Here is a 26,911-nt window from a genome sequence, read left to right as displayed (position 1 = left end):
GCCCCCCCCCCTATGCATTACTCGTACGCGATTGCGTCAAATGCGAGGGAGGTTGCGATGATGTTGGCGCAAAGAGAAAAGTGACACAATCGGCGATCAGTTGATTCTCGCAATAGGCACCCTCACGACGAAGTGCCTTCCAGAGGTGCTCACCACGATTGATCGCCAGTTGAAGCTTGGCAGGAACTCGATCGAAGTTAAGCGGCCGTGCTGGTGTCCGTTGAACTTCGGCATGCAACGCGGCGGGAAGATCGGCGATACAGCTTACCGTCGTGAATTCGACCAACCCGACAAGCAGCGGATTCATACGTCCGGCAATCATCGAGCGTACATCGTCCTGATACGCAACGAGCGGTTTACCGAGCGTCCACGCGATTGCCGCTTCTGAAACGGCACCTTCATCTGGAACTCGCCCATTCAGGTTCCAGACCATGGCATCGCAGGCCACCGCCAACTGGTAGATATCGAGCGCAAAGATGGCCTCGTGCAAGAACTGGCCTGCAATCGCGGGATCCCACCCGCGTTCCATCAAGACTTCGCGGACCAGTCGAAACTCCATTCCGTCTCGATGCGGCAGGTACACCGAATGTCCTTGTTCGACGAGGCGATCGGCGATCGAGGTCATCTCGTCTCGCTCGGACTGGTTGAACAAGGGGCCGGCACAATAAACACAGAGAGATTCCATTCGAGACGATATCCTTTGATAATACGAGCCGCCGACGGTCAGCCTTGGCGGATTGACGCGGGCAGTATAATCCGATTGACGATTGATCGAAATCGAACTGGGCTGCTTACTGGCGATGGCAGCAACGCATTCCGCTGGAAAGATGAATGACGGCCGCGCGTGCTCACCTGTTCGTGACGCGGCGATTTTCAATTCGATATACAAGTTTGGCACTGAAACGACGGCACAATCATGAACCACCTCCCTCCGCAAGAACTGTTAGACGCGACGCACGCATTCCCAGGACGATTCTCGTTCAAGGCAATTGGACGAACAAATGACGACTTTGCCTTGCGCGTCGTCGCAACAGTCCGTGCCACACTTGAACAGGAATTCGATGCCCCTTACGCCTTGCGCGAAACCGCGGGGGGACGCCACATTGCCGTTACAATCGAACCTTGGGTGGAGTCTTCGCGCCAAGTCATTGATGTCTTTGCCGCAATTCGTGGTATTGAGGGCCTCGTCATGTTGATGTGAGCTGGAATGAATCTCCGGCATTGCGGCGTAGTTAGACTTTGCCGCATGTCGCGATTGATGCTGATTCGCAACAATTCTTCGGCAAACATGTTGACGTCTCGCCACCGTGACCTATGTTTGCCATACCCTCGATTTGAACTGTCTCCCAGCGTGCCGTGGATGGTGCAGGTTGCACAATCCACACCCCCCTGCCTCATCGATTCGCCCCCGCCGATTGATGGTCGACTCTGCGCACAGAGTTGTCACGTCAACGTTGCGAGATCCGGATCGTGGCGGCCCATTAATATTTACTGGCTGGTTCGAGACTCAATTCGTAAAGCACAGGCTATGACCCAAGGATCTCTCCTCGTCGTTGATGACGATCGCCCATTGTTGGAATCGATGGCGGACTATCTTCGCAGTCTCGGTCATCGAACCGAAACCGCGTCAACCTGTCAGGAAGCCATCGATCGGATGAAAGAGTTTCCTTTCGATGCCGTCGTCTGCGACGTCAACTTGCCCGACGAGGATGGATTCCATCTGCTCGAATGGGCTCGTGGGGCAGTGCCAGATACCGAAGTCATTCTGCTCACAGGGTTCGGGACGATCGAAAGCGCCGTTGATGCCATCCGACTGGGAGCATTCGACTACCTGACGAAGCCGATCATCGAAGACGAACTGAACTTCTCCATCCGACGAGCACTCGGACAGAAGCAAATCGTCACAGAAAACAAACAGTTGAAAAAGGCTTTGAATCAGCGATTCGGCATGGGGAACATCGTCGGACACGATTACCGCATGTTGAAGATGTTTGACTTGATCGAAAGCGTTGCCGACACGCGAACCACAGTTCTGGTTCTGGGTGAGTCGGGTACCGGAAAAACGATGACTGCTCGTGCCATCCACCAAATGAGCAATCGACGAGACAAACCATTCGTCGAGGTCGCATGCGGGGCTCTGCCGGATTCACTGCTCGAAAGTGAACTGTTCGGACATGTCGCCGGGGCCTTCACCGGTGCGAATCACGACAAGATGGGCAAGTTCCTGCAGGCCAATGGCGGGACGATTTTCCTGGACGAAATCGGCACCGCGTCACCCAGCCTGCAGGTGAAACTGTTGCGAGTTCTGCAGGATCGCGAGTTCGAGCCCGTCGGTGGCACGAAAACGCACAAGGTCGATATCCGGATGATTCTCGCGACGAATCTGGATTTGGAAGAAGCAGTACGCAAAGGAGAGTTCCGACAGGATCTTTACTACCGCATCAACGTTGTCACCATGATGCAGCCCCCTTTGCGAGAACGAATCAGTGACATTCCGCTGCTGGCCGAGCACTATCTGCAAGAATTCCTGAAGCAAACGACAAAGCCTGTGACCGGCTTCAGTCGTGAAGCGGTCGAACTGCTGCAGCGTTACAAATGGCCTGGTAACGTCCGCGAACTGGTGAACGTTGTCGAACGTGCGGTGGTGCTGACCAAGAACACCATCATTCAGCCAGATGATCTGCCAGAGGCGCTTCGCCGAGACGATCATTTCGCAGATCTGGGAGGCCGCTACGGTGTTGCCGGAAACAACCTTAAATCCGCTCTGGCGACCCCTGAACGTGAGATGATCCTGGAAACACTCGAATCGCACGGATGGAATCGTCAAGACACCGCGGATGCGTTGGGCATCAATCGTACGACGCTTTATAAGAAAATGAAGAAGTACGGAATCAGCTTTGAGAAGCAATTGCTGACCTGACCGCCGCGAACACGAAACGGGTTTGCGTATCGTGTTCCGCCTCGCGGACATGATCGCCGCGGAGTAAATCAGAGCATTCGCGTCACGACGAATGTCCTCGAGAGGACTGACACATCCTGTATCCTGGCAAAGCCTGCTTTCCAAAAGGAATGCAGGCTTTGCCGCTTTGTTGAGCCACTCTTTCCATTCGACCTTCCAGGCTGTATGAACATCGATAGTATCGCGAATCGCCCATTGATGAAAATGTCATTGACGGGTTTCTCGCGATTCCAGAGGTGGATTCGACGCGGCCCTGCCTCGCAAAGTCAGCGGATCGGACGCACCATTTTACGGAACGAATCAGGTTTCAAAGTCACTGGCGGATGTATATGACTGCCCAGCCGATCGCCGCGCAAACGCTGCTATTGAATCAAGTCGAGATCGTTGACACGTTCGCCGAGGCGTTTCCCATCAAGGCTGCACGCCTGATGATCACCGCCGCAACTGACCGCTGGGCACAGATCGCCGCCACTGAACTTTGTGGAAACGCGACGAGCGTTATCGCATGCGATGTTGAGGCGGCCATTGAGCGAACTGTGGCACCGAGTGACACCCCAGACGGTCGCCCTGGTGTCGCGGTGCTGGTCTTTGGTTTTTCGCTGGATGGACTTGCCAAAGCACTGCAAAGCCGCGTGGGACAATGTGTGCTGACCTGCCCTACAACCGCCTGCTACAACGGAATTGACGATTGTCCCAAAGAGAAGCGAATTCGCATCGGGGGGGCAATCCGCTATTTCGGTGATGGCTTCCAGCAATCAAAGAAATTCGACCAGCGACGGTTCTGGCGAATCCCCGTCATGGATGGAGAATTTCTCTGCGAGGATTGGTTCGGGACTGTTACCGGTGTCGCAGGGGGAAATCTCCTGATTTGTGGCGTCGACGCCACATCAACTCTGCTCGCGACCGAATCCGCGGTCGCAGCAATCCGCACGGGAACTGGAATTGCGCTCCCCTTCCCCGGAGGGATCGTGCGGTCGGGAAGCAAAGTCGGCTCCAAGTATGCAAAACTTCGAGCGAGCACCAACGACGCGTACTGTCCGACATTACGAACTTTGACGACGACGGAACTTCCCGACGACTGTCAGGCCGTCTACGAGATTGTGATTGACGGTATCGATTTTCAATCCGTGCAATCCGCCATGCGACGCGGTCTGCATGCGGCTGCCATGATGCCGAACGTGCTTCGAATTACGGCCGGAAATTACGGTGGCAAACTCGGCAAACATCACTTCCATCTGCGCGACCTGATTGAACCTCATTCGTGAACGTCGTGATGCCAGCACAGTCATGAATCGTCGTTTGTGAGATTGAAGCTGCAGTGCGCGATACGATCGCGATCAAGTCATTGCGACCTTTGTTTTGGCAGCCCAGCGGGCGCTGGGAGATTCGACCAGGACATACAGCAGATGCCCCGCAACCAGACTTGCAAAGAACGCTGCGGCCATAACCATCATCGCTTGCACTGATGTGGGATCGTTGCCATACCAATTCCACCCGGTCGCCATCAATAAATGACAAACCGGAAAGTGAATCAGGTACAGGCTGTACGAAATTTTTCCGATGTGTTGCAGCCAGGGCCAGTTCAGCCAGACGCCGAGTTTATCACGACGCCCCGCAACGAAGATCGACAGTGCGGTTGCCAGTGCGACCGTGTTCTCGTATCGCCATTCGGCATCGAAATACAATTCCACCAACGCCACGCCGACTGTGGCCGCGAAAACGGGACGGGGCAATGTCTTTTCGAGACTCCACCAAGTGGTCATTCCCAAGAAGAACATCCAAAGGAAATGCGTCACCCAAACGTCGGTGCTCTCCATTGATCGCCAATGGAATAGTGAAATCAATGCCACCGGCGCAAACACCAGCATTAACCCGGCGGCAGATGGACGCGGGTCATTTGTCGATGATCGTGGCATGATGCGTTGAGCGAATCCCAACCCCAGCACGGCGACAAAATAGAACTGCATTTCAATGCACAGCGTCCACATCCCCGCCCCCAACGGATCATGCCCGAACACGTCCTGTAAGAATGTCATGTGCGCGGAAACACGTGAGACCGTGACCTCGCCCTCGAATGGAGAGGAGAGGCCCAACGCATTGCGACAGATGGCATCAACCAGGATGACACTGGCAATCGCAACCCAGTACGTCGGCACCAATCGGATCAGTCTGCGGCCGATGAACGAGAAAACCTCGGCTGGCGTCACCCACGTTCGACGCAGGGTATAGGCAATCACGAAACCACTGATGACGAGCAGAACCTGAACACCACCACGCACGCGCAAAAATGTGGCATCAATCACCCAGTGGGCAGACTCAAGTGCAGGCTGCGGATCGGGCTCGTACCACCAGATATGGAACACGACGATTGCGAGCGCCGCGAAGCCCCGTAGCCCGTCAACGAATGCGAATCGAGCGACAGGTCGCACCGAGCCGTTCGATGAGTTCGTCCGCGCAGAATCCGACGCGACGTTGCCAGTCGTGTTAGTCGATTTCGATTCGAGTTGCAGCCCAAGTTCCATAGTCGCCAGGACGCCGCCAGACCCATCCGATTTGTTGCGAACCAGTAATATAAGGGCAAACTTGTGGAACGTGACAAGGAAAAAAAGCGAAAGCCCGGATTTTTGTCCGGGCTTTCGAAGTCAAGCGTTAAATCATGATCCGTCACGGCTTGTGACGAGAAGCATGATCAAGGCTTCAGGGTAAATGAAACCGATTTGGCACCCTTCTTATCTGGCACCAGGTAGCTGGCATTCGGCAGCAAGTACTTCGCGATCACCTCAAACGGAGGCAACTTTGACGCGTCGAGACCGCCGATTTGTTCGGGGTCGGCATTCTTCAGCATGTCATAGTACAGCTTTAGTTGGACATCAGCACGCTGGAACGACAGCATCGAAACCTTCGATGGGAACAGTTTCGCATGGCGTTTGTATTCCGTCGAGTCGACAAGAGCGGCGGCCCGGCCCGATTGGCCACGCATCATGCTTTCCAGCGTCGCTGTGTCGTTCGTAACCACAAGCTGCCCTTCGGTGACTGCGAACGAAACCGTTTGATCCGAACCAGGTTGAGCGACTTCGTACACGGTTTCGCCGTTGAACTCGCGTGTTTCGATTGGTGCGCCACTGGCTTTCGTAGCGGCCGAAAGCGTCTTCTTCATCTTCGCGGCGTCTTTCAAACCGAGCGCCAGCAGAATTTGTGGGATCGGAGCACCATCGTCAGACGGCTTTGGTGTGCCTTGCAGGAAGTGAATCTTGCCGTCGAGATGATCAATGATGTCTTTTTTGGGATGAATCATCGGCCCTTGATCGGCAAGAGTATCCAAAAACCGTGCGGTTGCTCCGCGCCCTTGGAATGTGTCCACCAGGGTTTCAATCGAAGAGTAAGCCCCAAGCACGTTCCAGTTCATCAATGCGTACGAGCCCGCGGTCGCCGGAACCCATTTTGGGGGGGCCAACTGTGTGGCTGGGAAATTGAAGATTCCCATCAAGCCTTTGGGGCTGTCGACATAGACAAAGAAGCTTCCGATTCCTTCGTATTCGCCTTCGTCAAATGTCATCGTCCCACCATAACCCTTGAGGCCATCGATCCCCAGCATGGGCAGGAAGCCGGCGACAATTCCAATTTGCTGAATGGACGACTGAGCCATCGCAATTCCGGTTTGAATCAAACCGTATGGACTAATGAAAACCTTGACCTGAGGTTCGCCGCTCTCGGGCTTACATTGCCCCAGGATGTACTTGAACTGCTCATTCTCGGCGAGCGTATCGTCGCTGTTTCCTTCCCAGCGTTCGAGCACGGCTTTCACTGCTTCCAGTTCGTTGCTGAAGACCAGATACGATTCGTCGAGGAAGTAGACCAGGCTCTTAATCGGGAAATCATCGTCGTCGTTTTTCAGGGTGTAGACGTGGACTTTGACTCCTTCGATCTCTTCGACCGAATGTTCGGCCTCTGATTTTTCGAGCGCTTCTTCCATCTTCTTGAGAAGCTTGTCGACAGTCTCTTGGTTGTCGCCGTATTCGAGCATCAGCACGAGCGCGAGTTGCCGTTCTGGCTTTTCGAGCACCGCCGCGGTGAACTCACCCTGAGGCAACGCAATCAATTCGTTGATCGTCACGCCGATCTCGTCTTCCATCGACTTCGAAATTTCATTGCACTTCTTGGTCAAGTCGTCCAGAAATGGTTTCAGTTGTGGTTCTTGGAATAACTGCCCCCCCGAAGTCTTGGCCCATTTCTGGTTCAATTCGGGAATGTCAGCGATCGAGAAGAATGCCAGCGTCTCTTTTGGCAGCAACTTCTCGGCAGCGGCATGATCATCGGCCCAGTTGGTTCGCGCGCCGGCAAATAGTTGAATGGCGCAAACGAACAACACGAAAGAACGAAGTCTCGATCGCTTCATGAATGAGTCCAATCCCTTTCAAAACCTTTTAAAGGAGGCGAAGTCACAGTTTTCACCACCCGGTGCACGTCTCGTTTCTGCTTCCGTCGCTGAGACTGTTACAAGCCGCATCTTCTCAATTTCATACAGTTCCAACAACGGCTCAAAACCATTTTTGTGATCAGAATTCACGGGGAATGATCGAAATTGAGCAAACTCGCACGGCAAGTGATCGTTTGAATCGTCGAGTTTCGGGAATTGAAGAGTCGTACACACGTCCCACGAACAAACGTCGCCAATCCAGAAAAAGGCCGTGCATCAATCTTGAAACCAGACTCTGGATTTACCTTTTGTTCCAACCGCGCGTTTCAAACATCTCTGGTTCCCCATGCGAATTCGATTCAGAGTGGCTTCTCTTCGGGTGGGGGGCCTTTCAACTTCCGGCGCGGTGGATCCAGATAGCGAAAGCCTGTATTAGGGCTATTCTGATCGAATGCGAATGCTTCATGATTGTCGAGAAAGAGTTTCACATAAGGAGATGGAATTGCGAATCCGAGACCCTCGGCAAACAACAGCTTCATGTTTGTGACACCGATCACTTCACCTCGAGCATTAAACAGTGGGCCGCCACTGTTGCCTGGGTTAATCTCGGCTGTCGTTTGGATGTAGACCTGTCCACGGAAATTCCGATTCTTCGTGCCGATGATTCCTTGCGACACGGACCGTTCCAATCCCAAAGGATTACCTATGGCAAAGACTTCTTCACCTTCCTGCAGATCTTCCTCAGCGGCAAGAAAGACCGGCTTAAACGCCAGATCCTTTTGAGCAGGGATTTGCAGAAGCGCGAGATCAAAAAAGGGATTGAGCGCTACAATTCTTACGTCCTCAATCCGACGTCGATGGAACGCGCCATCGTCTCCGCGATGGAAGATCGTCGTGGCGATCCGCGTTTCCTTCTCAATCACGTGATAGTTCGTGACACAGTATCCATTTTCGTTGACGATGAATCCGGAACCGAGTCCCCCTGGAGTTTGCACCAGTACCACGCCTTCCCCAAACTTCTCGGTCAGGTCTTTGATGCTTCTTCTAGGAAGCTGCGCGGTGCGATAAAGTTGATGCTTCTGCACTTGAGTCGGTGCACCGCCCGCATCCTTCGCGGCAGAACGCGTCTTGATCTGGCCCAAGGGGACTTTCACGACGTCAATCCCAATATCGACATACAGGATGTCGGCCTGCTGTTTCAGCACGTCCCCTTCCAGCTTATGCCCCGTCTTCAGCTCAATCAGATCTGCATCGGCCCGTATCGCCGGCCAAACGCAGGTCGCAACGAAGAGTGTGAGGACCATCCGACTTCCACAGCATCTCATAGCAATCTTTCAAATGGAAAACAGGCATTCCAGGTTTGCAGCTCAGGTTGTGACGTCAGCCAGCGCCATCGTGCGCTTCGCCCCCTTGGCACAGATCATCCATTCCCATACGCGGAATGGCAATCGGTACAGGATTTGTTCACTTTATCGATCGCGCGTTGAAAACCTTCGTACGACTCCATCGCGCTCGCCGACGAAGCCTCGGTGGCCCCTTCAATCAACGCTTTGGCGTAATTTTGATAGTCCTCGTTCTCGGTGTACTCATATCCGGGAGTGGCAATCACCGTCGCAAACGCCGCCAGGATTGCGGCTTCATGCCGGATCGGGTCTGAGAGCGATTTGAACTTCATTTCGCTATTCACATCCTGTTTCAGCCAGTCTTTGGCTCGCTCAATCCGTTTCATCAGACTCTTTCGCGACGCAACTTCTTGAAACGGACGCGTCGCGACCACGTCACCTGCATCCGCCGGGACCGAGCCGTCAAGGACAGTCGTCAGCCGCTGAAATGCCGACTTGGTTTGGTCGAATCGATCGCGCCCCAACCCGGTCGCGGCATCGCTGATCTGAGCGCCAAAATCGCGAACGTACTGAGCATTGGACTTCCAACCCAACCCTTCTTCGTGCTGTTGTACGATCACAGCCAACGCCGCAATACAGCCGCCATGCACGGCGATCGTTTTGAAATTCTGATTGTATTGGCCTGCGTTTGACAATGATTTCGTGAGATCATTGCGTATCGTCTTGATTTCGGCTTGCAGATCTTCTGCGGTGATTCGCTTTGACCAATCCATCACGGCTTCGCCACGATTCGATCCCTCACGCGTCGGTTTCGCAACGTTTGACTTCGTGGGCAACGGGACAGTCGGGCCCGGTGCTGTGGCCGCAGGCACAACGGGAGTTGCTTGTGTACTGACGACTTTCAGTGGATCGTCGAAGAATACGTCGTACGGTATCTTGTTGACGTATTTTCTCGCCTTGCCGGTGGCCTTCGATGCCGGACGAGGTCCATCGCTGGCGTCCGTTTGCGCAACCACCAACGAGGGCTTCGTCACAAAAATTGCACTGACAAGGCATGCCCATCGGGTGAGTGACTGCCAATCACAGCTGCGAGTTTTCTGATTGGAGCCGGACGGTTGCCACGAGGCGTTGCGGAAATGCCACATGCTGGTGTCTTCGTTGAAAGCCATGTCCACTCGTTCCCGAGAGTCCAAATCACATGGAATGATCGCAGCCAATTCATCTTGGCGCATTATGCTTCTCATGGAGAGCCCCTGCAATTGCACGAGGAAACTCGCTCGGCTGATGTATTCGATGATTAGCCTCATTCATTCTGTGATCCGTCATGGAACTGTCCACCGAGGTTGAATCAATGGACCGGCATTCCGTTAGACGATCCGAACCCAATTCAGGACTTGCTCAATCGCCGTTGTCTGCAGTTCGTTGATGGAATTTTGATTCCCGAATTCCATCAACGAACTGCAGACAACAGCGATGTTTTCAACAACGCAATGTGAGGATGGGGCGAATGGGCGATATCGTCGTTTGTGCTCTTCGGCAGTAAGTGCGAGCGAAGTAATGATTTGCGTTGTTATTCTGGTGAATTCACGAGGTTTGCGAATTCGTGAATGATTCGTGAGTTTGAGATGTCGGCCTCTTGCATCGTTAATCTCAACCCATTATTCCTATTCCCTAAGTCCCGTCAGGATTCTGATGGGGCAAACACTCGTTCCGTGGATCCCGGCGTCGCGTGTTGGGGACTTGAGATAAGTTTGCGGAAGAGAAAGCGAACGCAATGAGGCAATTGGTCTGGAACAAGGAGTCTGTGATGAAGAGTGCATTTTTCAGTGGTCTGGCAGTCCTGTTGACGGCAAGTTTTGTCGTCGCGGGTGAAAGTCGCATCGCGCGAACAGCCGTGCCAGCGGTGACCCCCATTTTGTTGGGGCAGGCAAGCGATATCCCGCTACCATCAGCCATTTCCCCTGTGCCGGATCCAGCCTTCTCGGGCACGACCGCTTTCCCCGTTTCGTCACAGCCGCTGGAATTGTTTCAAGACGTCCGGTACCGCTCCACACGAAACATTGCTCCTTGCGCGGTTCCCACGGTTGTCCAGGTTCCTGATCCCTGTAACCGTGATCGCTGCTGCAAAACCTGCGTGAATGTCCAGATCTGTGTTCCGCCGTGCGAACCTTGCGATATCAAGGTGACCCGCGACGGCAACCGCGTCCGCTACGACTACGGCAAGTACAATGTCGTTATCCGCACAGTTGGCAACCATGTCGTCGTTCACTACGGTGACTGAAGTCGTTCACAACCGCCGTGCCAACCCATGTCAGATTTAGGGCGTCCTATCCTGAACGTCGACTTGGTCACAAGCGGTTGTCAATGACAACGCGAAAATCGATTCGAACGAGTATGCCACGTTGCTTACAACGTGGCATACTTTCTTTTGTTAGCCTGTTTTGCGATCAGCATCCGAATTGTGTACGGTGTCGTTCCAAAGCAGCCCAGAGCGGCTTGAACGCCCCTCTGGGGACTTCTCCCTGCAAGATTTTCGCCGATTTCCATGCTCTTGAACCCTGCATTTTCCAGAGTTGACGCTCGAAACCTCAACACTTTCGGGCGTTCTGTCGTAAATGGCCGAGTGGCAAGCTCTTCTCCTCAATTGAGTCGCGATATGAACTGCTTTCGTTCAGTGATCTTGTTGACGCTGATTTCGGTCATCGGCTGCGAAGGCCGGCGAGTGGTCTCGCCGGGTGCATCAACGGCCACAAAATCCGCGGCCGGCGAAAAGAAAGTGGGGGCGACACCATCTGCTGCCACATCGGAAGAGGTTTTGACGAGCGCGATCCACCAACTTCGCCCCGAGAACTTCGGAATCAGTTCCAATCCCGAAAAGCCGGTCAGCTTGTTGAATTCCTGGCGATTCAAAGTCGCCGAAGAAAAGCCAGGCACCGACGATCCCGTCCCTCCCAAGGCCCCTACGGGTTGGATCGATGACGCAGATCAGACTCGACTTTCACAATCCAAATTCGATTTTGCCGACGCCCTGTATGTGCGAGACGCCCTCTTTTTTGACGTTATCGCAGGCTACTTGTCTGATCGCGGACGGGATGAATTACGACGAGTCAGTATCGTTGTGGACTTCGTCTGCCGCAATGTCTCGCTTTGGCGAAACGACGAAATCGAGATTCCGCTGAACCCCTTCGTTTCGATGCAGTTCGGACGTGGGTCCGCCGAAGACCGCGCCTGGATTTGTGCCGAAATCCTCACCCAGTTGCGTCTCGACGCCTTGATCCTGAGGCAGAAGGCCGACACGAAAGAAACAACCAACAAATGGCTATTGGGCGTCGTCATTGAGCAAAATGTTTATCTGTTTGATTTGTACCTGGGGCTACCTGTCGGTATCGCCGATCAGAATCCGACGTCACCACTGGTTCCGCTGAATCAATTAATAGCGCAACCGGAGCTGCTCGAGCGATTGGCTGTCAACGAACCGTACCGACTGACCGCCGATGATCTACGCGACGCCACAGTGCATGTCATCTCAAGCCCCAACTCATGGTGCGCGAGAATGAATCGTTTGGAAGAGGCGCTGCCCACAACCGATGCCTGTGTCCTCTATAGCCCTTTGATCGATCGCGAAGGAAATGGCGGAAAACTCAGTCGAATCGCAACCGCGGGAAACTGGCCCGTCGACAGTTTGAAGCTATGGCAATTCCCTCACAGGCAGACGGAGGCTTCGCGTAAGCCGGACGAATCCACCTCACAGGAATTTCAAAAGCTTTCTCTTCCCTTCACGGTGCCGATTCCATTCAAAGTCGACCAGGAGGGAAAGGTCACGACCGAGGCGCCCGAACGAAAACTGCAACGATTTCGGTCCGAGCACCTGCTGGGCAAATTCACCGAAGCAACACAAAGGTATTTGAGCATTCGGCATCTGGAAGTCGAAAAGAATCCGCCGGATCTTGAGCGACTGAACCGAATGGCTTCGGAAGATGCCTTCTACTGGACGTGCCTCTGCAAGTACGAACTCGCGGACTACCCCGGCGCCATCGATCTCCTCAGTTCCTACATCAAGAAGTATGACCGCAAAGGGAAATGGTTCTTTCCGGCTCGGGCTCTGTTGGGACAAAGCTACGCGGAGCTGGGGCAATTTTCAGAGGCCGTTTCAGCCGTCGAGCGGACATCACCCGACGATCCTTATCGGATCGGCAACATCATCCGCTCAAAGCGTTGGACTGCCGCACAAAGCAAGTAGCAGTTCTCGACAGGAATCATTGCGGGAGCTTGGTAACGAGGATCGTTTTCAAGCTCCCGCTTGGTAACGAGGATCGTTTTCAATTTTCTGTCGAGGAGGCAATGGGACGTGCGGGAATGCAATCAATGACAAACGACTTCGTCTGTTGTTTACAGCGAGCCCTTTGACGAGGGAATTCCTGTCTGCCGCGGATCGATCGTCGTCGCCTGTCGGAGCGCACGGGCTGTCGCCTTGAACAATCCTTCGGCAATGTGATGGCTGTTCGTGCCGTGGTGCAGGACCAGATGCAAGTTCATCTGCGCATTGGCCGCGACCGCCTGCCAGAATTCTTCCACTAGTTCGGTGTCGAATAGCCCGATCTTTTCCGTCGGAAACTCGACCTTGTAGATGAACTTCACTCGGCCGCTCAGATCGAGTGCGGATGTCACAAGCGTCTCTTCCATCGGAAGCGTCATCGATCCATATCGAGTCAGCCCCTTCTTGTCACCGACCGCCTGAGCCAGCGTCTTGCCCAGGCAGATTCCCACGTCTTCGGTTGTATGATGGGAATCAATGTGCAAGTCACCTTTTGCTGTCACTTCCAAATCGAACAGGCCATGCTTCGCAAACAGAGTCAACATGTGATCGAGAAATCCGACCCCCGTGTCAATTTTGGCGACTCCAGTTCCGTCCAGATTCAATGCGAGTTGAATTTCGGTCTCGGCGGTTCGTCGATCAATCTTTGCCACGCGCGACATGCTGATTTCCTTGTAACGCTCTTTTTGACCTGACCGAGAAGTCGATCACAGGACCGCATCGCTGCGATGGGCGCGGATCACACAATCTCTTGCAATGCAGACAACAACGTGTCGATTTCGGAATCGGTTCCAACGGTGATTCGCAGACCGTCCAGGCGCTGGTTTGGTGCCCACGGAACATCTGGGAACGACATGTATCGCACCAGGATTTTTCGGAGGCGGAGCGCATCGTACTGAAACTTGTGTTCGCCGGTCGGATGCGTCGCCCAGACAAAATTCGCCTGACTCGGCACAACCAAGAAACCAAGTTTTTGCAGTGACGCGGACAATCGTTCACGCGTCGCGCGGATCTTTGCCGTGTTCTCTTTCATCCAGTCCTGATCCTGGATCGCGGCTGTGGCCGCGGCAAGTGACAGCGCGTCGCAATTGTAGCTGTCCTTCATCTTTCGCAAACCCGCGATGATCGTCGGATGTGCAACGGCAAAGCCAAAACGAATGCCAGCCAGGCTGTAGCTCTTGCTGAACGATCGGGTGATGACGATCTGTCGCCCGATCGTGCTGTTGAGCAGTTCTCCACGATGCGGCACATCAGTGAAATCACCATAAGCTTCATCAAGAACCATCACACCCTTGGCGGGTGTCAGTGAAACCAGATCATCCCAGGTCCAACGATTACCCGATGGTGAATTTGGATTCGGAATAAAGACGAGCTTTGAACGTTCAACGACCGGAATTGCCTGATTGAAATCAAATGACCAATCTGGATTGAGCAGAATCCGCTCGTGGCGGGCCCCCTGCAGATCGGCCAGGGTCTCATATAGGATGTAGCTCGGATACGGAAACGCGATTTGGTCGGTCGAATTCGCAAAAGACCGTGTGAGAATCGTCAGGACTTCGTCGCTGCCGTTGCCTGGTAAGATCCAGTCGGGATCCAAATCAAACAGCGTCGCGGCGGCCTGACGAAAGCTTGTCCCAAGAGGGTCGGGGTACTTGTTCAGCGCCCCACTCGCGGCCGCGGTGATCGCGTCCACGACCCGGGGCGACGGCGGGTACGGATTCTCGTTGGTATTCAGCTTGGTCCAGCCGGTGTCGCGAGGCTGCTCGCCCGGCACATAGCCAGCAATACGATCGAGTTCAGGTCGAAAGAAGCTCATAGTGTCACGAAATTAGGGACTGACGGACATTCTGAAAAACACAAACCTGTGATGCTACTTGCATGGCACGGACCTGGCTGCACACGGCCGCCGGCCTGACTGTGACTTTCACCCTTGGGCAACAAACAGTGTTCAGGTGAACTATTCTCTCGGCGAATGCTCGGCGGAATAGTTCGGCGATTCTTCGACGATCGAGATATCGTGCGGATGACTTTCGCGGACGGAAGCAGGCGTCACCTGAATGAACCTTGCCTCTGTTCGCAGTTGTCCGATGGTTCTGACTCCGCAGTATCCCATGCCCGCCCGCAAACCACCGATCAGTTGATAGAGCACACTGGGCAATGAACCTCGGTATGCAACTCGCCCTTCGACCCCTTCCGGGACCAGTTTCGACGATGCGGGACCGCGGTTTTCGTCGCTGTTCGACTGGCGATACCGTTCACTGCTGCCCTTCACCATCGCCCCCAACGATCCCATCCCACGATAGCGTTTGAATCGTCGCCCCTGGTACAGGATTGTTTCGCCTGGGCTTTCGTCGAGCCCCGCAAGCAATCCTCCCAGCATGACGACATGAGCCCCCGCGGCAAGGGCCTTGGTGATATCGCCGCTGTAGCGAATTCCGCCATCGGCGATGATCGAGACATCAGTTCCTTCCACCGCTTTCGACGCGTTGGAAATGGCGGTCAGTTGCGGAACTCCAATGCCGGCGATGATTCGAGTCGTGCAGATCGACCCAGGGCCAATTCCGACCTTCACAGCATTAACACCTGCTCGTACCAGATCGCGTGCCCCCTCGGTCGTCGCAACGTTGCCCGCAATCACGTCGATGTTCCAACGTCGTTTCAACTCTTTGACCGTTTCGACGACGTTCCGCGAATGACCGTGAGCGCTATCGACACACAGGACGTCGACACCTTTTTCGATCAACCGTTCCGCACGCTCGAAGTCGCCAACGCCGATCGCTGCTCCGACTCGCAAGCGACCGCGCGAGTCTTTTGCCGCACGCGGATAGCGCAGATTCTTGTCGATATCCTTGATCGTAATCAAACCCTTCAGTTGCTGATTTTCATCAATCAACAACAGCTTTTCGACTTTGTTTTCCAATAGAATCCGTTGTGCGTCGGCCAGAGTCGTATCTTCTTTTGCCGTGACAAGGTTTTCCTTGGTCATCACCTCGGAAATGGGGGTGGCCTTGTCGCCAGAGGGCATGAATCGCAAATCGCGCCGAGTGAGAATTCCGAGCAGACGCCCATTTCGGGTGACGGGAACACCACCGATGTTTCGACGTTCCATCAGGTCCCAGGCTTCTTCGGCCGTTGCCTCAGGTGGAAGCGTCACTGGATCGACGATGACACCATGTTCCGCCCGCTTGACCCGTTCAACTTCCATCGCCTGATGCTCGGCTGACATGTTCTTGTGAACGATGCCAATCCCACCTTCCTGGGCCATTGCCACCGCCATCTCGCTTTCGGTGACGGTGTCCATCGGGCTGCTGACGATCGGAACATTGATCCGAATGTTGCTGGTCAACTGCGTCGTGACGTCGGCCTCATTCGGCATGACTTCGCTGTAGTGCGGCTCCAACAACACGTCATCAAAGGTGATTCCCTTATACGAAATGCGTTCGTCCATCATGACTCCTTTGAAATCGTCCCAACTCGAAATCTGCTTGTCCGCTCTATTTTCAACGTTTCGTCGCCCAAATCAGACTGGACCTTGTGCAAAGGCCCGCGTCCATTCGGCTCGATTCGTGAATTCAACCCCAAATCGCCACGGATTTCTCACGGTGCGGTCTCGTCTGGACCTGTGGAAAGTGTCTCCCCGGACAGGCAACGCTGCAACCGATTTGACAATTCGACAAGTTGTTTGACTTCTAACTCTTCGGCGCGAGTTTCCTCGTGCAAAGTCATCGCGGCAAAAATCGCGTCCACTTGTGATTTCGACAAGCGGGGCTTGAACAGGTTCGCCACGACTCCTCGCAAACGCTTTCGCCGTTGCGTAAAAATGTCGCGAATAAACGATTGGAACTCGTGTCGATTCACAATCTGAGAACTGGCCTCGAAATTCGGATCGATCTGCACGATGGCCGAATCGACTCCAGGTTTCGGCCAAAATACCGTAGGACCCAACTTTCGAATGGTTTTGATGCGGCAGTGGGCCTGCAAAAAGACCGATAGGGCGCTGTAATCCCCACTTCGCGGCTTCGCAACCATCCGTTCGGCCAGTTCCCACTGAATCGTGACCACCATCCGCTCCCAAGGCAGATCACTGGCGATCAGATTCGCAATCAACGGGGTGCTGATATGGTAGGGAAGGTTCGCGACCAGCTTCAGTTTTCGCCGTGGATCCACCGCGAGCTCGCGTCGAACCGCGTCCATGACCACTGGGGCAATCTGACTCTTGCTCTTCAGGGCGTCTGTATTCAGTAGCGTCACATTGTCACGGCCCGCGATTGCGAGACTTGCCAATGCGTACATATTGGGGTCATATTCGACTGACACAACCGCCGCAGCCGCAGATAGATACGTCGTCAGGCCACCCGTCCCTGCTCCGACTTCCAGCACGACATCGTCGGGCCCCAACTGGGCTTCCTGAACGATGAGTTCGAGCAGGTTGAGGTCGATCAGAAAGTTCTGCCCCAGATCACCGCGCGGGTGCAATCCCTGTTGTTGAAACAACGAGATGAGATGCGTGCGTGTCTGCCGTTGCGGTGCGTTCATGAAAATCCGTCGAGGTAATCCGACAGAATAATCAATTGACCGTCGTCCGACAAGAATAGCCCGACATTGAACACCAGCAATCTGCGTTTCAGATCATGACCGGCCGTTTGATGCACTGCCATCGTCCAGATGGATGTTTCGGAACCCGGAATTGCGAGATTCCAACGAGTTCATTGCCGGGCCAACCCCAGTTTGGAGCTCCATCCGCGGCCTGACTCAGTTTTCGGCCGATTGGCGAAGTTGTCTACCGATTTGCTTGCCCGCCAGCGACTCGAAATACATTTCAATCGCTTTACGGTATTGCTCAGGAGGCAGATTGGCTCGCCCTTGCCGCACGTGTTCCTCAAGCTTCGAACCCAGGGTGTCCCACTTCCGCTCGGCTTTGCCGGCCATTCCACCTTTGTCCTCCGCGTTCTTCGCCTTCATCATTTTCTTCAATGAGTCTTCAAACTGCTTGCGCAGTTTTTCTGCATCTTGACTGCTCTGCCTTGCCTGAGCCATCTGAGCGTTAGGCTGGCGGGAGCGACGTCCTGAACCGCCCTGTCCGCCACTGCCGGGACCTTGCCCAGGCTTGAACCAATCCTTCTCAATGATCAGGTTGGAAGGGCGAGGGGGAATTCCCAACGATTCCGCCGCGCGTGCTTCGTCGTCGAGCATCGCCAGCAGGGATTCCAACGATTCCGGTTCGACATCATCCGGCATTTCTGGTCTATCGTTGAATGGTATTGAGTCAAGATGCTTGATAATCCCGTCCATCAGATCGTCGAGTTGCTTCTCGGCGCTGGCAAAATGAGTCAGCGCGAGCGACTGATGATGGACGGCTTTCTGAAGTTCGTTGTCATCCAGTTTCTCCTGCGAGATTTCAAGCTCCGCCACCAGGTCGTCATTCATCGTATGCAAGAACGTACTCGCGGCCTCGCCCAGTTTGACACTGATTCCCTGACACTGGGCATTCAGGCTGGTGAGTTTGCCGGCCAGAATCACGGTATCGACAGTGATTCGATGCTGATCAATCTCCGCAGCCAGATGATGGTCGCCTCCTTCCATCGCTTTTTCTTTCACAACCCAACCCGACGTTTGCGTGATCAGCTTCTCGGTATCTTGCAAGCGATTCGCGACATGGACATGTAATTTGGGGTCATCCGTTTCATCGACCAGATCAGGCAGGCTCTCTTTCCACTTGAGCAATTGCTCGTACAGATTCTCGCCGACGTCTATTGCTTGCGCGACATCTTTGGTGCGGGCTCGTTTTGCCAGTTCGGCCGCCGTCGCAACCAGTTTCAGGCCATTGGCCTTGAACGTCGCCAGTGATCCTTTGTTGACATCCATTGATCGCGGCGTCCAGACCACGTAGCTCTCGAACATCTGGGACGTGTCCTCAGCGATTTGCGCTGCCGACTCTGCCCGCCTCAACATCCGGTTTTTCAGTGTCAACTTTCCCTTTGGATCATTCGCAGCGGGCAGACCGTCCTTCACGTCATTCGTGAGCGTCTGCTGGCGGCCGTTCAGCAGAGTCAGTTGATCACGCAACGTTGTGGCTTCCAGTCGAGTGCGCGCCATGTATCGTTCCAGCAGGCGGGGGTCCTGGGACAAGACCTTCGCGAGTTCAGCCTGGATTTCCAGCTTCTTCTTGAGCAGGGCCTGCAGTTTCGCAAGGAACTCTTCGGTGAGATCGAATTCCATGAATTCGCGATCCTTCGGATTCAGATTCGGTTTTTGCGAGTTCAGCAGTGCGAACGTTCCTTCGAGGAAGATCTGATTCATCTTCTTGATATGGGTCATTGTTTCCGCCAATTTCTGATTCAGTTTGACGGCCTCGTATTCCCAAGTCAGCTTTTCGATCAGTTCAATCGCGCGTTGAATATGTACGACAGACGAAGTCAGATCGTCGGGTTTACTGGACGAATCGAACAAAGTCACATCGCTCAGCTTTTCACGTGCCGGGTGAATGTGCAAATGAACGATGTCTTGCAGTTGCAGCCCAATAAAGGCATACGGAGTACCGTCTGTCTTTTTGGTCAGGTCCTTGACCTGCTGCTCGGACACATCCAAGAAACCATCGCCTTGCCGAACCAAATTGCTGTCAGCGGGCTGCCACTGCTTTGCGGTCTTGGCCTGATCCGCGAGCGGTTGGAGAGTGTGCCGTGCGTCGGTCAACGTTTTTTTCAATGCTTTCAGCACCGGATCGATTTCCAGTTGAAGCTTGTCGAGAACCTGAGACGCGAACGAGCCGGCCCACTCGTCAATGGTGATTCGGCGTCGTGAACAACTCGTGCATTGTCCGCCGGCCGTATCGAGTTCATGCTTGGCCATCTCGAACTCAGGTCGAGGTTTTCCCCCGACCTCCCCCTTCGGTTGATTGTCGCGGCTCTGCTTCGCGTTGGATTTCGGAATCCAAGTGTTGCCGCCGCCCGCTTGTTCCCTGGGTGGCTCGCTATCCGTTGTTTCTTGTTTTCCCTGTGGCTCGTCAGCGCGTGGTGTGTCGTCTGTGGGGCGGCTCGGTGGCTGGTCCGGCTTCGATTGTTCGGCCGCCCGTTTCGACTCTTGATTCACGGGCGGTGCTTTCGCGCCGATCAACGCCATTGAGAGATCCGCCTTCGGAGCAGGCCGCCCCTCTGGCGCGTCACCGGTGGCAGGCTGAGGCCGCGTGTCTTGTTGAGTGAGTTCGGATTGCGGTGTACCTCCGGGTTGATGAGTTGTCGCCGTATCCTTGGTGTCATACACGCGGATCGCGTAGGTCAACTGCTCGCCATGCTTCAGGTGAAATTCGGCTAGGTCAAGCTCGGCCTGGGCATGAACCGACCTTTCACCGACCTGCTCGCCAAGTGAAATCGGTATTGTTTTCCGGACTTCGATTCCTTCGTTCGAGGATTCGAAGATTACAAGTTCCGCCCGCGCGATTCCCAGATCATCCTTGGCATCGAACGCAATCGTGATCGAATCATCAGGACGCACCGCTACCTCATTCGAGGGAGTGGCAACGTCGACCGTCGGCGCTTGATCGCGGAAAACAATGATTTCGCACCGCGGAGGCTGACTGTTTGCCAAGCCTTCAACGCTGGTCATGTTCGGCCGGAACGCGAACGATTCAGTCAGTTCAATTTCACCGTGGTATTTCTTCGCTTCAGATTCCACCAGCATCTGTTCAATGCCGTTTTCTCGTTGGAGGACGAACGACATTAGTGGAATGCTCGACTCAAACTGTAACAGCAGGCGGCTGCCCTGCAGAGCCTTGACCGATTTGGGCAAGCCATCCTGATGGAAATCAAGCAACTTGGAATATGCGGGTGGGATGATCCGGAAATCGACCAGTTTTAACGCGGGACGATCGGCCATTCTGACTTCATGCCAGGCCGATTGCCCATCACCCGAACGGAAACGATAGGCAAACGATTGCTGAAGATCTTTGCGGGGATAAACAAAACGTGTCCGATCGGCATTCAACGGTTCCAACGACACGATTTCGTCGCCTGCCCCTGCCTGGCGAATCGTGACCTCGGCTTTGGATTGCGCACGCCCAGCCACAACGGCTTCGAGCTTCACATTTGAACCGCGAGGTTGAATGATGTCTCCCGATTCCGCGTGAACCTGGGTCAGGCTGATATCAGACTGGGGACAGAAAAGTCGCTGAACCAGGACGGTCGCCTGCCCGGGATCGATTAAAAGCACGGCAGCCCAGACGGCGGTCACAGCCCCCAACACGCCAAAGGCCAACGTCAGACCTTGGCCCCTCTGAATCTGTGTTGGCTCCACGACGGATTCAAGTTGCGCCGCTTCTTCTGCAACTTTGCGGATAAATGTTTCCGAGCCGCGAATCGAAGGAGCGGCGTGAGTCGTCGAGAATTCCGTAACGGACGTCCATCGCTCCTCCAACTGAGGAACCTGTTCGTCGATCTGGCGTGCCGCGTCCAAATTCGACATACGGCGAGTTGCCGCGATGCCAAGGCAACTAAGCGCGAGCACTCCCATCATGGCGAATGTCGCGAGCGTCAGCACGGTTCGCTGCGCGGGCTCGAACAGGACGGCCGCCCAATCGACACCGATGGCGATCAGCATTACCGCGAGTGCCGCAGCCAGCGCGACAACGGCGCCCCCAATCAGACGCATTCCCCGCGTGCGATTAACGACGTCGGAAATCTTGCCCGATACCACCATAGGAACCAGATGATCGGCGGCCGCATGATCTGAAGAAGGCGATGCCATCTCGGGGATCCTTTGCTGAAATGTTGCCAAACCAGCCTTCCGTACGTACCAAGTACACCAGCTTTGCCGAGCATCACGCAAGGCCAATTCGTTTCCGAATGAACCATTCCAAGCTCAAACAACCAAGGAGAGCCCACAGACACCACCAACGATCCCAGATCGGCGTCTTTTGCGACGAGATCTGAATTCGTGGTTCCAACGAAATCGCGTGTATCACTTCCGTCAGCGCCGTTGGCTCAAGCACCAGCCCCCCCGATTGCTCGGCCAGGTGTTGCAACAGGGGACGATCGGCCCGCGGATCACTCAATTCGCGATCTAGCCCCGGTTCGAATTCAATCTGGATCTGGACCGGATCGACATAGCGTTCCGCATCGAGCAGTCGCTGGATATCGCCCCCGCGAGCACGAAGGGTGAATTTGTCCGATTCGTTTGTCGTGAAGGTACCTAGATAGCGACCGGGCACCTTAGGGTCGGCGGTCAGTTCCACGTTCGCGGCGACATTCCCCGCCTGAATGACGTCAAGCTGTGGCGCCGCGTTCGTCACCGGTTGTCCTTCGAGATCCATTAGCGCGACACTCAGTTGAGCGACGTCGCCTTCGAAGTAGTTTGACTTGTCGGCCAGAAGCTTGACCGTTTTCGAACCAGTCATGGCGGATCGTGAAACGATCCAGCGCACAAGTTGCCCCCAGAACCGATGGTGAAACTTATCTCCACTCCGATTTCTCAGCTGGTACGTCGTGGGGGACGACAGGTAAGCCACGCGCCCTGCTCCGACTGTCTGCCAGCAAAGCAAAGCAGGCGATTCCGCGGTGGTCGCCACGGCCCGGTTGCTGACAGCACTGAGCAAAACCTGCGAATTCGGCTTTGCTTTGTGGTACGACGAAAGGAAGTAAATCGGCAGCGAGCTACTCGATTCTCGCCAGATTTGCTCGGTGGATGACAGATCATCCACAAGACGCATCGCATCCATCGATTTACCTTCTGCAGTCATTTCGACGCGATAGCCAAGCCGATCGGGCGAGAATGCTGAATCTGACTCCACGGGCAGCAATTGCTCGAGTGGCTCGCCGGTAAAAGCATCGGGCATGTCATTCTGTCCTGCGACGATGATCAGGCTTCCGCCGCGTTGAATGATCGAGTCACGAAGCGATTCCTGGCTTTGCCGAGTGAGCTGTCGGGCTGAGACATCTCCCAAAATGACAACGCGGTACTCGCTCCATTCCTGGACGGTCAGCGGAAATTGCCGACTTTTCTTTCTGCGACCCGTCGCGAAGACATGAGGGATGAAATGCAACTGGTCGAGCTCAACCTTGTCCTGCCGATTGAACAAGTTGACCAAGTACTGGTATTCCCATCGCGCCTGGCCATCGGCCAGCAGAATTCTTAGGACCGCATCGGTGACGTCAACAGCGACCGATCGAGAGTTATTTGCAAATGAGTGCTCCCCTTCCAGTCTCTCGACGACGAGCGTGAATTCGCGGCGTTCAACTTTGTGTGTGGGAACTTCAAAGGCAAACCGCTGGTCATCTTGCTGTGAGCGGAACTGGACTCGCCGCGTCTCGATCACTTTCTTTGCTTCGATCAGATGCACATCACAACTTTCGCCCGCACAATGATGTGCCGTGACAATCCCCTCGATCAGGATCTTGTCGGTCTGAATGACGGACGTGGGGGCGTGAAGATGATGCAGAATCAAATCTCGCTTCATCTCTCCATGTCCAATCGGTACCAGAAACAGTGGCAGTCGCACTTGCGCCGCAAGATCGCGCGGGTCATCGGGGGTTTGAACCGAGTGACGCCCATCGGTCAAAATGACTGCGGCGGCAAGGTCTTCTTTTCCAGCGTCATCCCGAATCTGCTTCAGAAGTCCTGACAAATCCGTTTCTCGAATTTCGTCTCCGTCCGGTTGGATCGATCCCAGTTCATTCAGCGACGATTGCCAGTTATCAAGTGACAGTGGAGTCACTCGTTCTGAGAACTGGGCGAGCTGAATTCGAAATCGGTCTTTGCTGTGCTTCAGCCATTCCGTCAGCCCCTGGCGAATGGCTGGCGAGATCCGCTGTAGGCGGGTTGGGCGATCTGTGGCCGGATTCGGGATAGCCGTATCAACGTTCGCTCGTACCAACGCCTCGGCAAACACACGACTACGAGCCACAAACTGATCTTGCGTTTCGGCAAGTCGCACCAGCTTTTGCTCGCGATCACCGCGATCGATTCCGGTCAGCCAGCTGGTTTCATTCATGACCGCGAGCGACTCGTGCTTGTGTGTCTGAATCAATTCTTGATAAAGCGGCTCCAGCGCCGAGGGTATCGACCGTTTCAGCGAATCCGATTCGAGCCATTCACTGCACTTGCCAGAAAGCTGCAGCCATTTTGCGATGAGTTCCTGACGCTCGTCAGTCGTGGCCTGCTGGTTCATTGAATCGGCCAATCGCTTCGTCTGTTGCCGTAGTGCCGAGGCAAACAAGACCACTCGGTCGGCGGCTGTTACCGCGTGAATCGGGTCATCGGCCGCAAGATCCCAACGCCGATCCGACTCGGGATCGGCTTGATCCTGAATCTGCATGCTAGAACTGGTATCGATATAGACTGCGAGCGTTCTCGGGTGTGTCTCGGTACGAGTCAGAACCGCCGTTGGGCCAAGAATCATCCAAAGCAGCACCGCTGCCACAGTGACGCGCAAGCAAAGAAACAACATCCAAAATCGGGACTGGGCGATTCGCCCTTCCCGTACGAGCTGCCAAATCATCCAGATTAATATTAACACCGCCGCCGTGGATAGAAATCCCATGCTCCACGGGGTGTCCCACTCGAAATGCTGACTGGTTTGCAACTGAGACGCGGGCATGATTCAGTTGTTTCCTCGCACGCTGACAACTCTCCCGACCAGGCGACTGGCAAGCAACCGATCGTGCCCCGTATCACCTCCAAACCGATTTCGCGCAATGAACCGGACAAGCCAGAGTTCTGCAAGAATCGCCAGTACGACAAGACCTAGAATGCTCGGTGACAAGGGATTGCCACGATCCTCGACCGCAGTCCCCGTCGGCATGGCCAACGGGTGGTCGGGGTCAAGTCGGAATGCCGACATCTTTCTCCATTTGGTGGAGAGCGATTCCGGCCACTGATCGAGATTGGATTCGCCGGAAACGCGTGCGACCTGATACGGCTGCACGGCATCTTCCTTTCCTTCGCTGGCCACGACCACGTCGTACGCTCCGGGTAGTTCCGTGTCACGACTGATGGCGATTGCCTGATCTCCTCGGGTTGCGACTGTCATGATTACGGGATTCTGATTTGGGCGATTCAATCGCACTTCTCGGACATGTTCATTCGTCGGCAACGAAACCTGTAGTGGATCGCCAGGTAATAGGTTGCGAGAAATGGCCGTCGGTTGGACCAGATACCACAGCCATTCATGGACCATGGGGACGTAGGCCTGCGTGAGTGGCAAATTGGACCATCGAACCCCCATGGATAGCGCCTGCACAATGACACGGCCTCGCCCCAAAAAGCCCTCGATTGCCAGGGGCTGACCGGTTCCAGATCGCAGCAAGACAGGAACATTCATCCTCGCTGGATCGGCGTCGAAGGGGAACCGCTGGAACACTTTGACACGATCGATGTCGAGCCGCTGGGTGTCGCTGAGCAGTACGGTGGCAGGGTGGTCTCGATCGGGAGGGTGAATCGTCAGATACTCTTCCCGACGGACGAGGTCACCGACGGGGCTTTCAATCGACCAGGGAGACAGTCCCCCGCCCGACCGGTAAAACGTTCGGTTGAAGTCGTGCGGCGGAGTTCGATCCCCCAACGCCAGCCAAAGCCCCCCTCCGGCACGAACAAACTCCGTCAACTTAGCGAGCGCCGCTTCATCGATATTCGTGGTGTTTGCGAAGATGACGGCACGGAAATCGGCAAGTGATTGCCCAGCGAGCTCCTCAGGAGAAATTGTTCTCGCACGAAATACGCTCGCACTCTTCGTGGTGTTGTCGCCGTCGGGGTCTTGCCCCAATGCCGCCAGGAGATATCCCTTGTCAGACGTCAATGGATCGTCACTGGTCGAATCGTCAACCAGCAACAATGGAACCTGATCGATCGTTTCGATGATCACGATTTGTTCGTTGTCGGCCTTGAGGTCATCGCGTACGTCGATTCGACATTTCAAACGACGAATCCCCGAATGTCCGGCGGACGGCTTCAGCGTGACCTGAGCTGACTGACCAGCATTCAGAGACTCGATGCTCGATCGTCCCACGGCGACATCATCCAGGCTCCAATCGACCGTGAGTTGTTGAACGGGTGTGTGGCCATGATTTCGAATCATCGCCTCGACAAGGAACGTTTCGCCCGCCCCCACAAGCTGTCGAGGTGTTGTCAGGCTATCTACGGCCAGATTGTGCGACGCGGCGGCCACACCAATGACATTGTGCATTTCCACAGCCATGGGAATCCGTGATTCCTCGACCAGTTGTTCGATCTGAGCCCATTCACCCTGGTCCTGCGGCCTCCAGCCATGTGTCTGTCCATCCGTGACAACTAGAATCAAACGGGCTTTCGCTCGTGGGGGTGGCGACACTCGGAAAGCGGTTCCAAGGCAGGCCAGCCAATCTGCCGCCCCTTGAGTCGCTCCGATCGCCCGCAGTTGATCGAGCAAATAGGACTTCTGCTCGGCCGTTGCCGAAGATGGCTCGCTTGTCAACCACCTGCCGCGACCGATGGTGACCATCCCTCGAATGGTGTCACCTGCCGCCACATGCCCCATCAAGTCCTTGGTTTTTTCCAGCAGCTTGTCGAATGAACTGCGCCCACTCTCGTCTTCTCGCTGCATGGAAAGGGAGACATCCCAGACGAAAATGACGTCTCGTCCCAATCCATTTCCGATGCCTGCACCAAGCCAAAGCGGGCGGGACAAAGCCAGCACGATTCCCAGGACAGCCAACGTTCTGAGCAGCATCAGAATAAGATCGTCCAGCCTCCAGATCTTACGTCGACGAATACTGCTGTCCATCAGGAATTGCATCGCCCCCCACCTCACCACCTCCTGGCGGCGGCGGCTCAGCAGGTGGATCGCAACTGGCACAGCCAGCAACGGCAATCCCCACAGGAACGCGGCATTCAAAAACGACATCCAGTTCGAC

17 protein-coding genes are annotated in these 26,911 nt (G+C 54.9%); 5 read left to right on the top strand and 12 right to left on the bottom strand.

What is annotated here, in order from left to right; translation table 11 throughout:
- Positions 1 to 10: 10 nt before the first annotated feature.
- Positions 11 to 685 (bottom strand): nucleoside 2-deoxyribosyltransferase, encoded by a 675-nt coding sequence (locus OSO_RS44170; protein WP_040592838.1) that lies wholly within the window; start codon positions 683 to 685, stop codon positions 11 to 13.
- Positions 686 to 916: 231 nt separating this feature from the next.
- Here OSO_RS44170 and OSO_RS0118880 point away from each other — a divergent pair, with 231 nt between their 5' ends.
- The 3 genes from OSO_RS0118880 (at position 917) to fhcD (ending at position 4,224) form a co-directional block, all read left to right on the top strand.
- Entirely contained in the window at positions 917 to 1,201 is a 285-nt protein-coding gene (locus OSO_RS0118880; RefSeq protein WP_010584750.1) for a YbeD family protein, read from the top strand.
- Positions 1,202 to 1,528: 327 nt separating this feature from the next.
- Positions 1,529 to 2,920 carry a sigma-54-dependent transcriptional regulator gene (locus tag OSO_RS0118875; protein ID WP_029247201.1) on the top strand — a complete coding sequence of 464 codons (1,392 nt, stop codon included), beginning with the start codon at positions 1,529 to 1,531 and terminating at the stop codon, positions 2,918 to 2,920.
- Between the two features lie 368 nt (positions 2,921 to 3,288).
- Positions 3,289 to 4,224, top strand: coding sequence for a formylmethanofuran--tetrahydromethanopterin N-formyltransferase (fhcD, locus tag OSO_RS0118865; RefSeq protein WP_010584748.1), 936 nt, complete (start codon positions 3,289 to 3,291; stop codon positions 4,222 to 4,224).
- A gap of 72 nt (positions 4,225 to 4,296) precedes the next feature.
- Here fhcD and OSO_RS0118860 read toward each other — a convergent pair whose 3' ends face one another.
- The 4 genes from OSO_RS0118860 to OSO_RS0118840 all read right to left on the bottom strand — a co-directional run bounded on the left by OSO_RS0118860 (position 4,297) and on the right by OSO_RS0118840 (position 9,888).
- Positions 4,297 to 5,388 carry an acyltransferase family protein gene (locus OSO_RS0118860; RefSeq protein ID WP_157605340.1) on the bottom strand — a complete coding sequence of 364 codons (1,092 nt, stop codon included), beginning with the start codon at positions 5,386 to 5,388 and terminating at the stop codon, positions 4,297 to 4,299.
- Between the two features lie 260 nt (positions 5,389 to 5,648).
- A complete protein-coding gene (locus OSO_RS0118855; RefSeq protein ID WP_010584746.1) occupies positions 5,649 to 7,355 on the bottom strand; it encodes a DUF3352 domain-containing protein in 1,707 nt (568 codons plus the stop codon).
- Positions 7,356 to 7,735: 380 nt separating this feature from the next.
- Positions 7,736 to 8,680, bottom strand: coding sequence for a S1C family serine protease (locus OSO_RS0118845; RefSeq protein WP_010584745.1), 945 nt, complete (start codon positions 8,678 to 8,680; stop codon positions 7,736 to 7,738).
- A 116-nt stretch (positions 8,681 to 8,796) separates the two neighbouring features.
- Complete coding sequence (locus OSO_RS0118840; protein WP_157605339.1) at positions 8,797 to 9,888, bottom strand: cytochrome c; 1,092 nt, start codon at positions 9,886 to 9,888, stop codon at positions 8,797 to 8,799.
- 638 nt (positions 9,889 to 10,526) lie between these two features.
- Here OSO_RS0118840 and OSO_RS0118830 point away from each other — a divergent pair.
- Together OSO_RS0118830 and OSO_RS0118820 are read left to right on the top strand one after the other, a co-directional pair.
- On the top strand, positions 10,527 to 11,000 hold the full coding sequence (locus OSO_RS0118830; protein WP_010584743.1) for a hypothetical protein: 474 nt from the start codon (positions 10,527 to 10,529) through the stop codon (positions 10,998 to 11,000).
- Between the two features lie 375 nt (positions 11,001 to 11,375).
- Positions 11,376 to 12,959, top strand: a complete 1,584-nt coding sequence (locus OSO_RS0118820; RefSeq protein ID WP_010584742.1) for a tetratricopeptide repeat protein — start codon at positions 11,376 to 11,378, stop codon at positions 12,957 to 12,959.
- A 149-nt stretch (positions 12,960 to 13,108) separates the two neighbouring features.
- Here OSO_RS0118820 and hisB read toward each other — a convergent pair whose 3' ends face one another.
- The 7 genes from hisB to OSO_RS0118780 all read right to left on the bottom strand — a co-directional run bounded on the left by hisB (position 13,109) and on the right by OSO_RS0118780 (position 26,901).
- A complete protein-coding gene (gene hisB, locus OSO_RS0118815; protein WP_010584741.1) occupies positions 13,109 to 13,696 on the bottom strand; it encodes an imidazoleglycerol-phosphate dehydratase HisB in 588 nt (195 codons plus the stop codon).
- A gap of 77 nt (positions 13,697 to 13,773) precedes the next feature.
- A complete protein-coding gene (gene hisC / locus OSO_RS0118810; RefSeq protein ID WP_010584740.1) occupies positions 13,774 to 14,850 on the bottom strand; it encodes a histidinol-phosphate transaminase in 1,077 nt (358 codons plus the stop codon).
- Between the two features lie 141 nt (positions 14,851 to 14,991).
- Complete coding sequence (guaB, locus tag OSO_RS0118805; RefSeq protein ID WP_029247198.1) at positions 14,992 to 16,482, bottom strand: IMP dehydrogenase; 1,491 nt, start codon at positions 16,480 to 16,482, stop codon at positions 14,992 to 14,994.
- Positions 16,483 to 16,631: 149 nt separating this feature from the next.
- Positions 16,632 to 17,570, bottom strand: coding sequence for a 16S rRNA (adenine(1518)-N(6)/adenine(1519)-N(6))-dimethyltransferase RsmA (gene rsmA, locus OSO_RS0118800; RefSeq protein ID WP_010584738.1), 939 nt, complete (start codon positions 17,568 to 17,570; stop codon positions 16,632 to 16,634).
- 216 nt (positions 17,571 to 17,786) lie between these two features.
- Entirely contained in the window at positions 17,787 to 21,773 is a 3,987-nt protein-coding gene (locus OSO_RS0118790; RefSeq protein WP_010584737.1) for a hypothetical protein, read from the bottom strand.
- 73 nt (positions 21,774 to 21,846) lie between these two features.
- A complete protein-coding gene (locus OSO_RS0118785) occupies positions 21,847 to 24,621 on the bottom strand; it encodes a vWA domain-containing protein (RefSeq protein ID WP_010584736.1) in 2,775 nt (924 codons plus the stop codon).
- A 3-nt stretch (positions 24,622 to 24,624) separates the two neighbouring features.
- Positions 24,625 to 26,901 carry an N-terminal double-transmembrane domain-containing protein gene (locus OSO_RS0118780; RefSeq protein WP_010584735.1) on the bottom strand — a complete coding sequence of 759 codons (2,277 nt, stop codon included), beginning with the start codon at positions 26,899 to 26,901 and terminating at the stop codon, positions 24,625 to 24,627.
- Between the last annotated feature and the right edge of the window lie 10 nt (positions 26,902 to 26,911).

The sequence above is a fragment of the Schlesneria paludicola DSM 18645 genome (assembly GCF_000255655.1).
GTDB lineage: Bacteria > Planctomycetota > Planctomycetia > Planctomycetales > Planctomycetaceae > Schlesneria > Schlesneria paludicola.
This window is presented reverse-complemented; position numbering and strand designations above follow the sequence as displayed.

Excerpts from the sequence above, each read along its gene's own strand:
- OSO_RS0118875 (WP_029247201.1), top strand. The coding sequence starts at position 1,529 with ATGACCCAAGGATCTCTCCTCGTCGTTGATGACGATCGCCCATTGTTG.
- OSO_RS0118880 (WP_010584750.1), top strand. The coding sequence starts at position 917 with ATGAACCACCTCCCTCCGCAAGAACTGTTAGACGCGACGCACGCATTC.
- hisC (WP_010584740.1), bottom strand. The coding sequence starts at position 14,850 with ATGAGCTTCTTTCGACCTGAACTCGATCGTATTGCTGGCTATGTGCCG.
- OSO_RS0118790 (WP_010584737.1), bottom strand. The coding sequence starts at position 21,773 with ATGGCATCGCCTTCTTCAGATCATGCGGCCGCCGATCATCTGGTTCCT.
- fhcD (WP_010584748.1), top strand. The coding sequence starts at position 3,289 with ATGACTGCCCAGCCGATCGCCGCGCAAACGCTGCTATTGAATCAAGTC.
- OSO_RS0118830 (WP_010584743.1), top strand. The coding sequence starts at position 10,527 with ATGAAGAGTGCATTTTTCAGTGGTCTGGCAGTCCTGTTGACGGCAAGT.
- OSO_RS44170 (WP_040592838.1), bottom strand. The coding sequence starts at position 685 with ATGGAATCTCTCTGTGTTTATTGTGCCGGCCCCTTGTTCAACCAGTCC.
- OSO_RS0118780 (WP_010584735.1), bottom strand. The coding sequence starts at position 26,901 with ATGTCGTTTTTGAATGCCGCGTTCCTGTGGGGATTGCCGTTGCTGGCT.
- guaB (WP_029247198.1), bottom strand. The coding sequence starts at position 16,482 with ATGGACGAACGCATTTCGTATAAGGGAATCACCTTTGATGACGTGTTG.
- hisB (WP_010584741.1), bottom strand. The coding sequence starts at position 13,696 with ATGTCGCGCGTGGCAAAGATTGATCGACGAACCGCCGAGACCGAAATT.
- OSO_RS0118785 (WP_010584736.1), bottom strand. The coding sequence starts at position 24,621 with ATGCCCGCGTCTCAGTTGCAAACCAGTCAGCATTTCGAGTGGGACACC.
- OSO_RS0118845 (WP_010584745.1), bottom strand. The coding sequence starts at position 8,680 with ATGGTCCTCACACTCTTCGTTGCGACCTGCGTTTGGCCGGCGATACGG.
- OSO_RS0118840 (WP_157605339.1), bottom strand. The coding sequence starts at position 9,888 with ATGGCTTTCAACGAAGACACCAGCATGTGGCATTTCCGCAACGCCTCG.
- rsmA (WP_010584738.1), bottom strand. The coding sequence starts at position 17,570 with ATGAACGCACCGCAACGGCAGACACGCACGCATCTCATCTCGTTGTTT.
- OSO_RS0118820 (WP_010584742.1), top strand. The coding sequence starts at position 11,376 with ATGAACTGCTTTCGTTCAGTGATCTTGTTGACGCTGATTTCGGTCATC.
- OSO_RS0118855 (WP_010584746.1), bottom strand. The coding sequence starts at position 7,355 with ATGAAGCGATCGAGACTTCGTTCTTTCGTGTTGTTCGTTTGCGCCATT.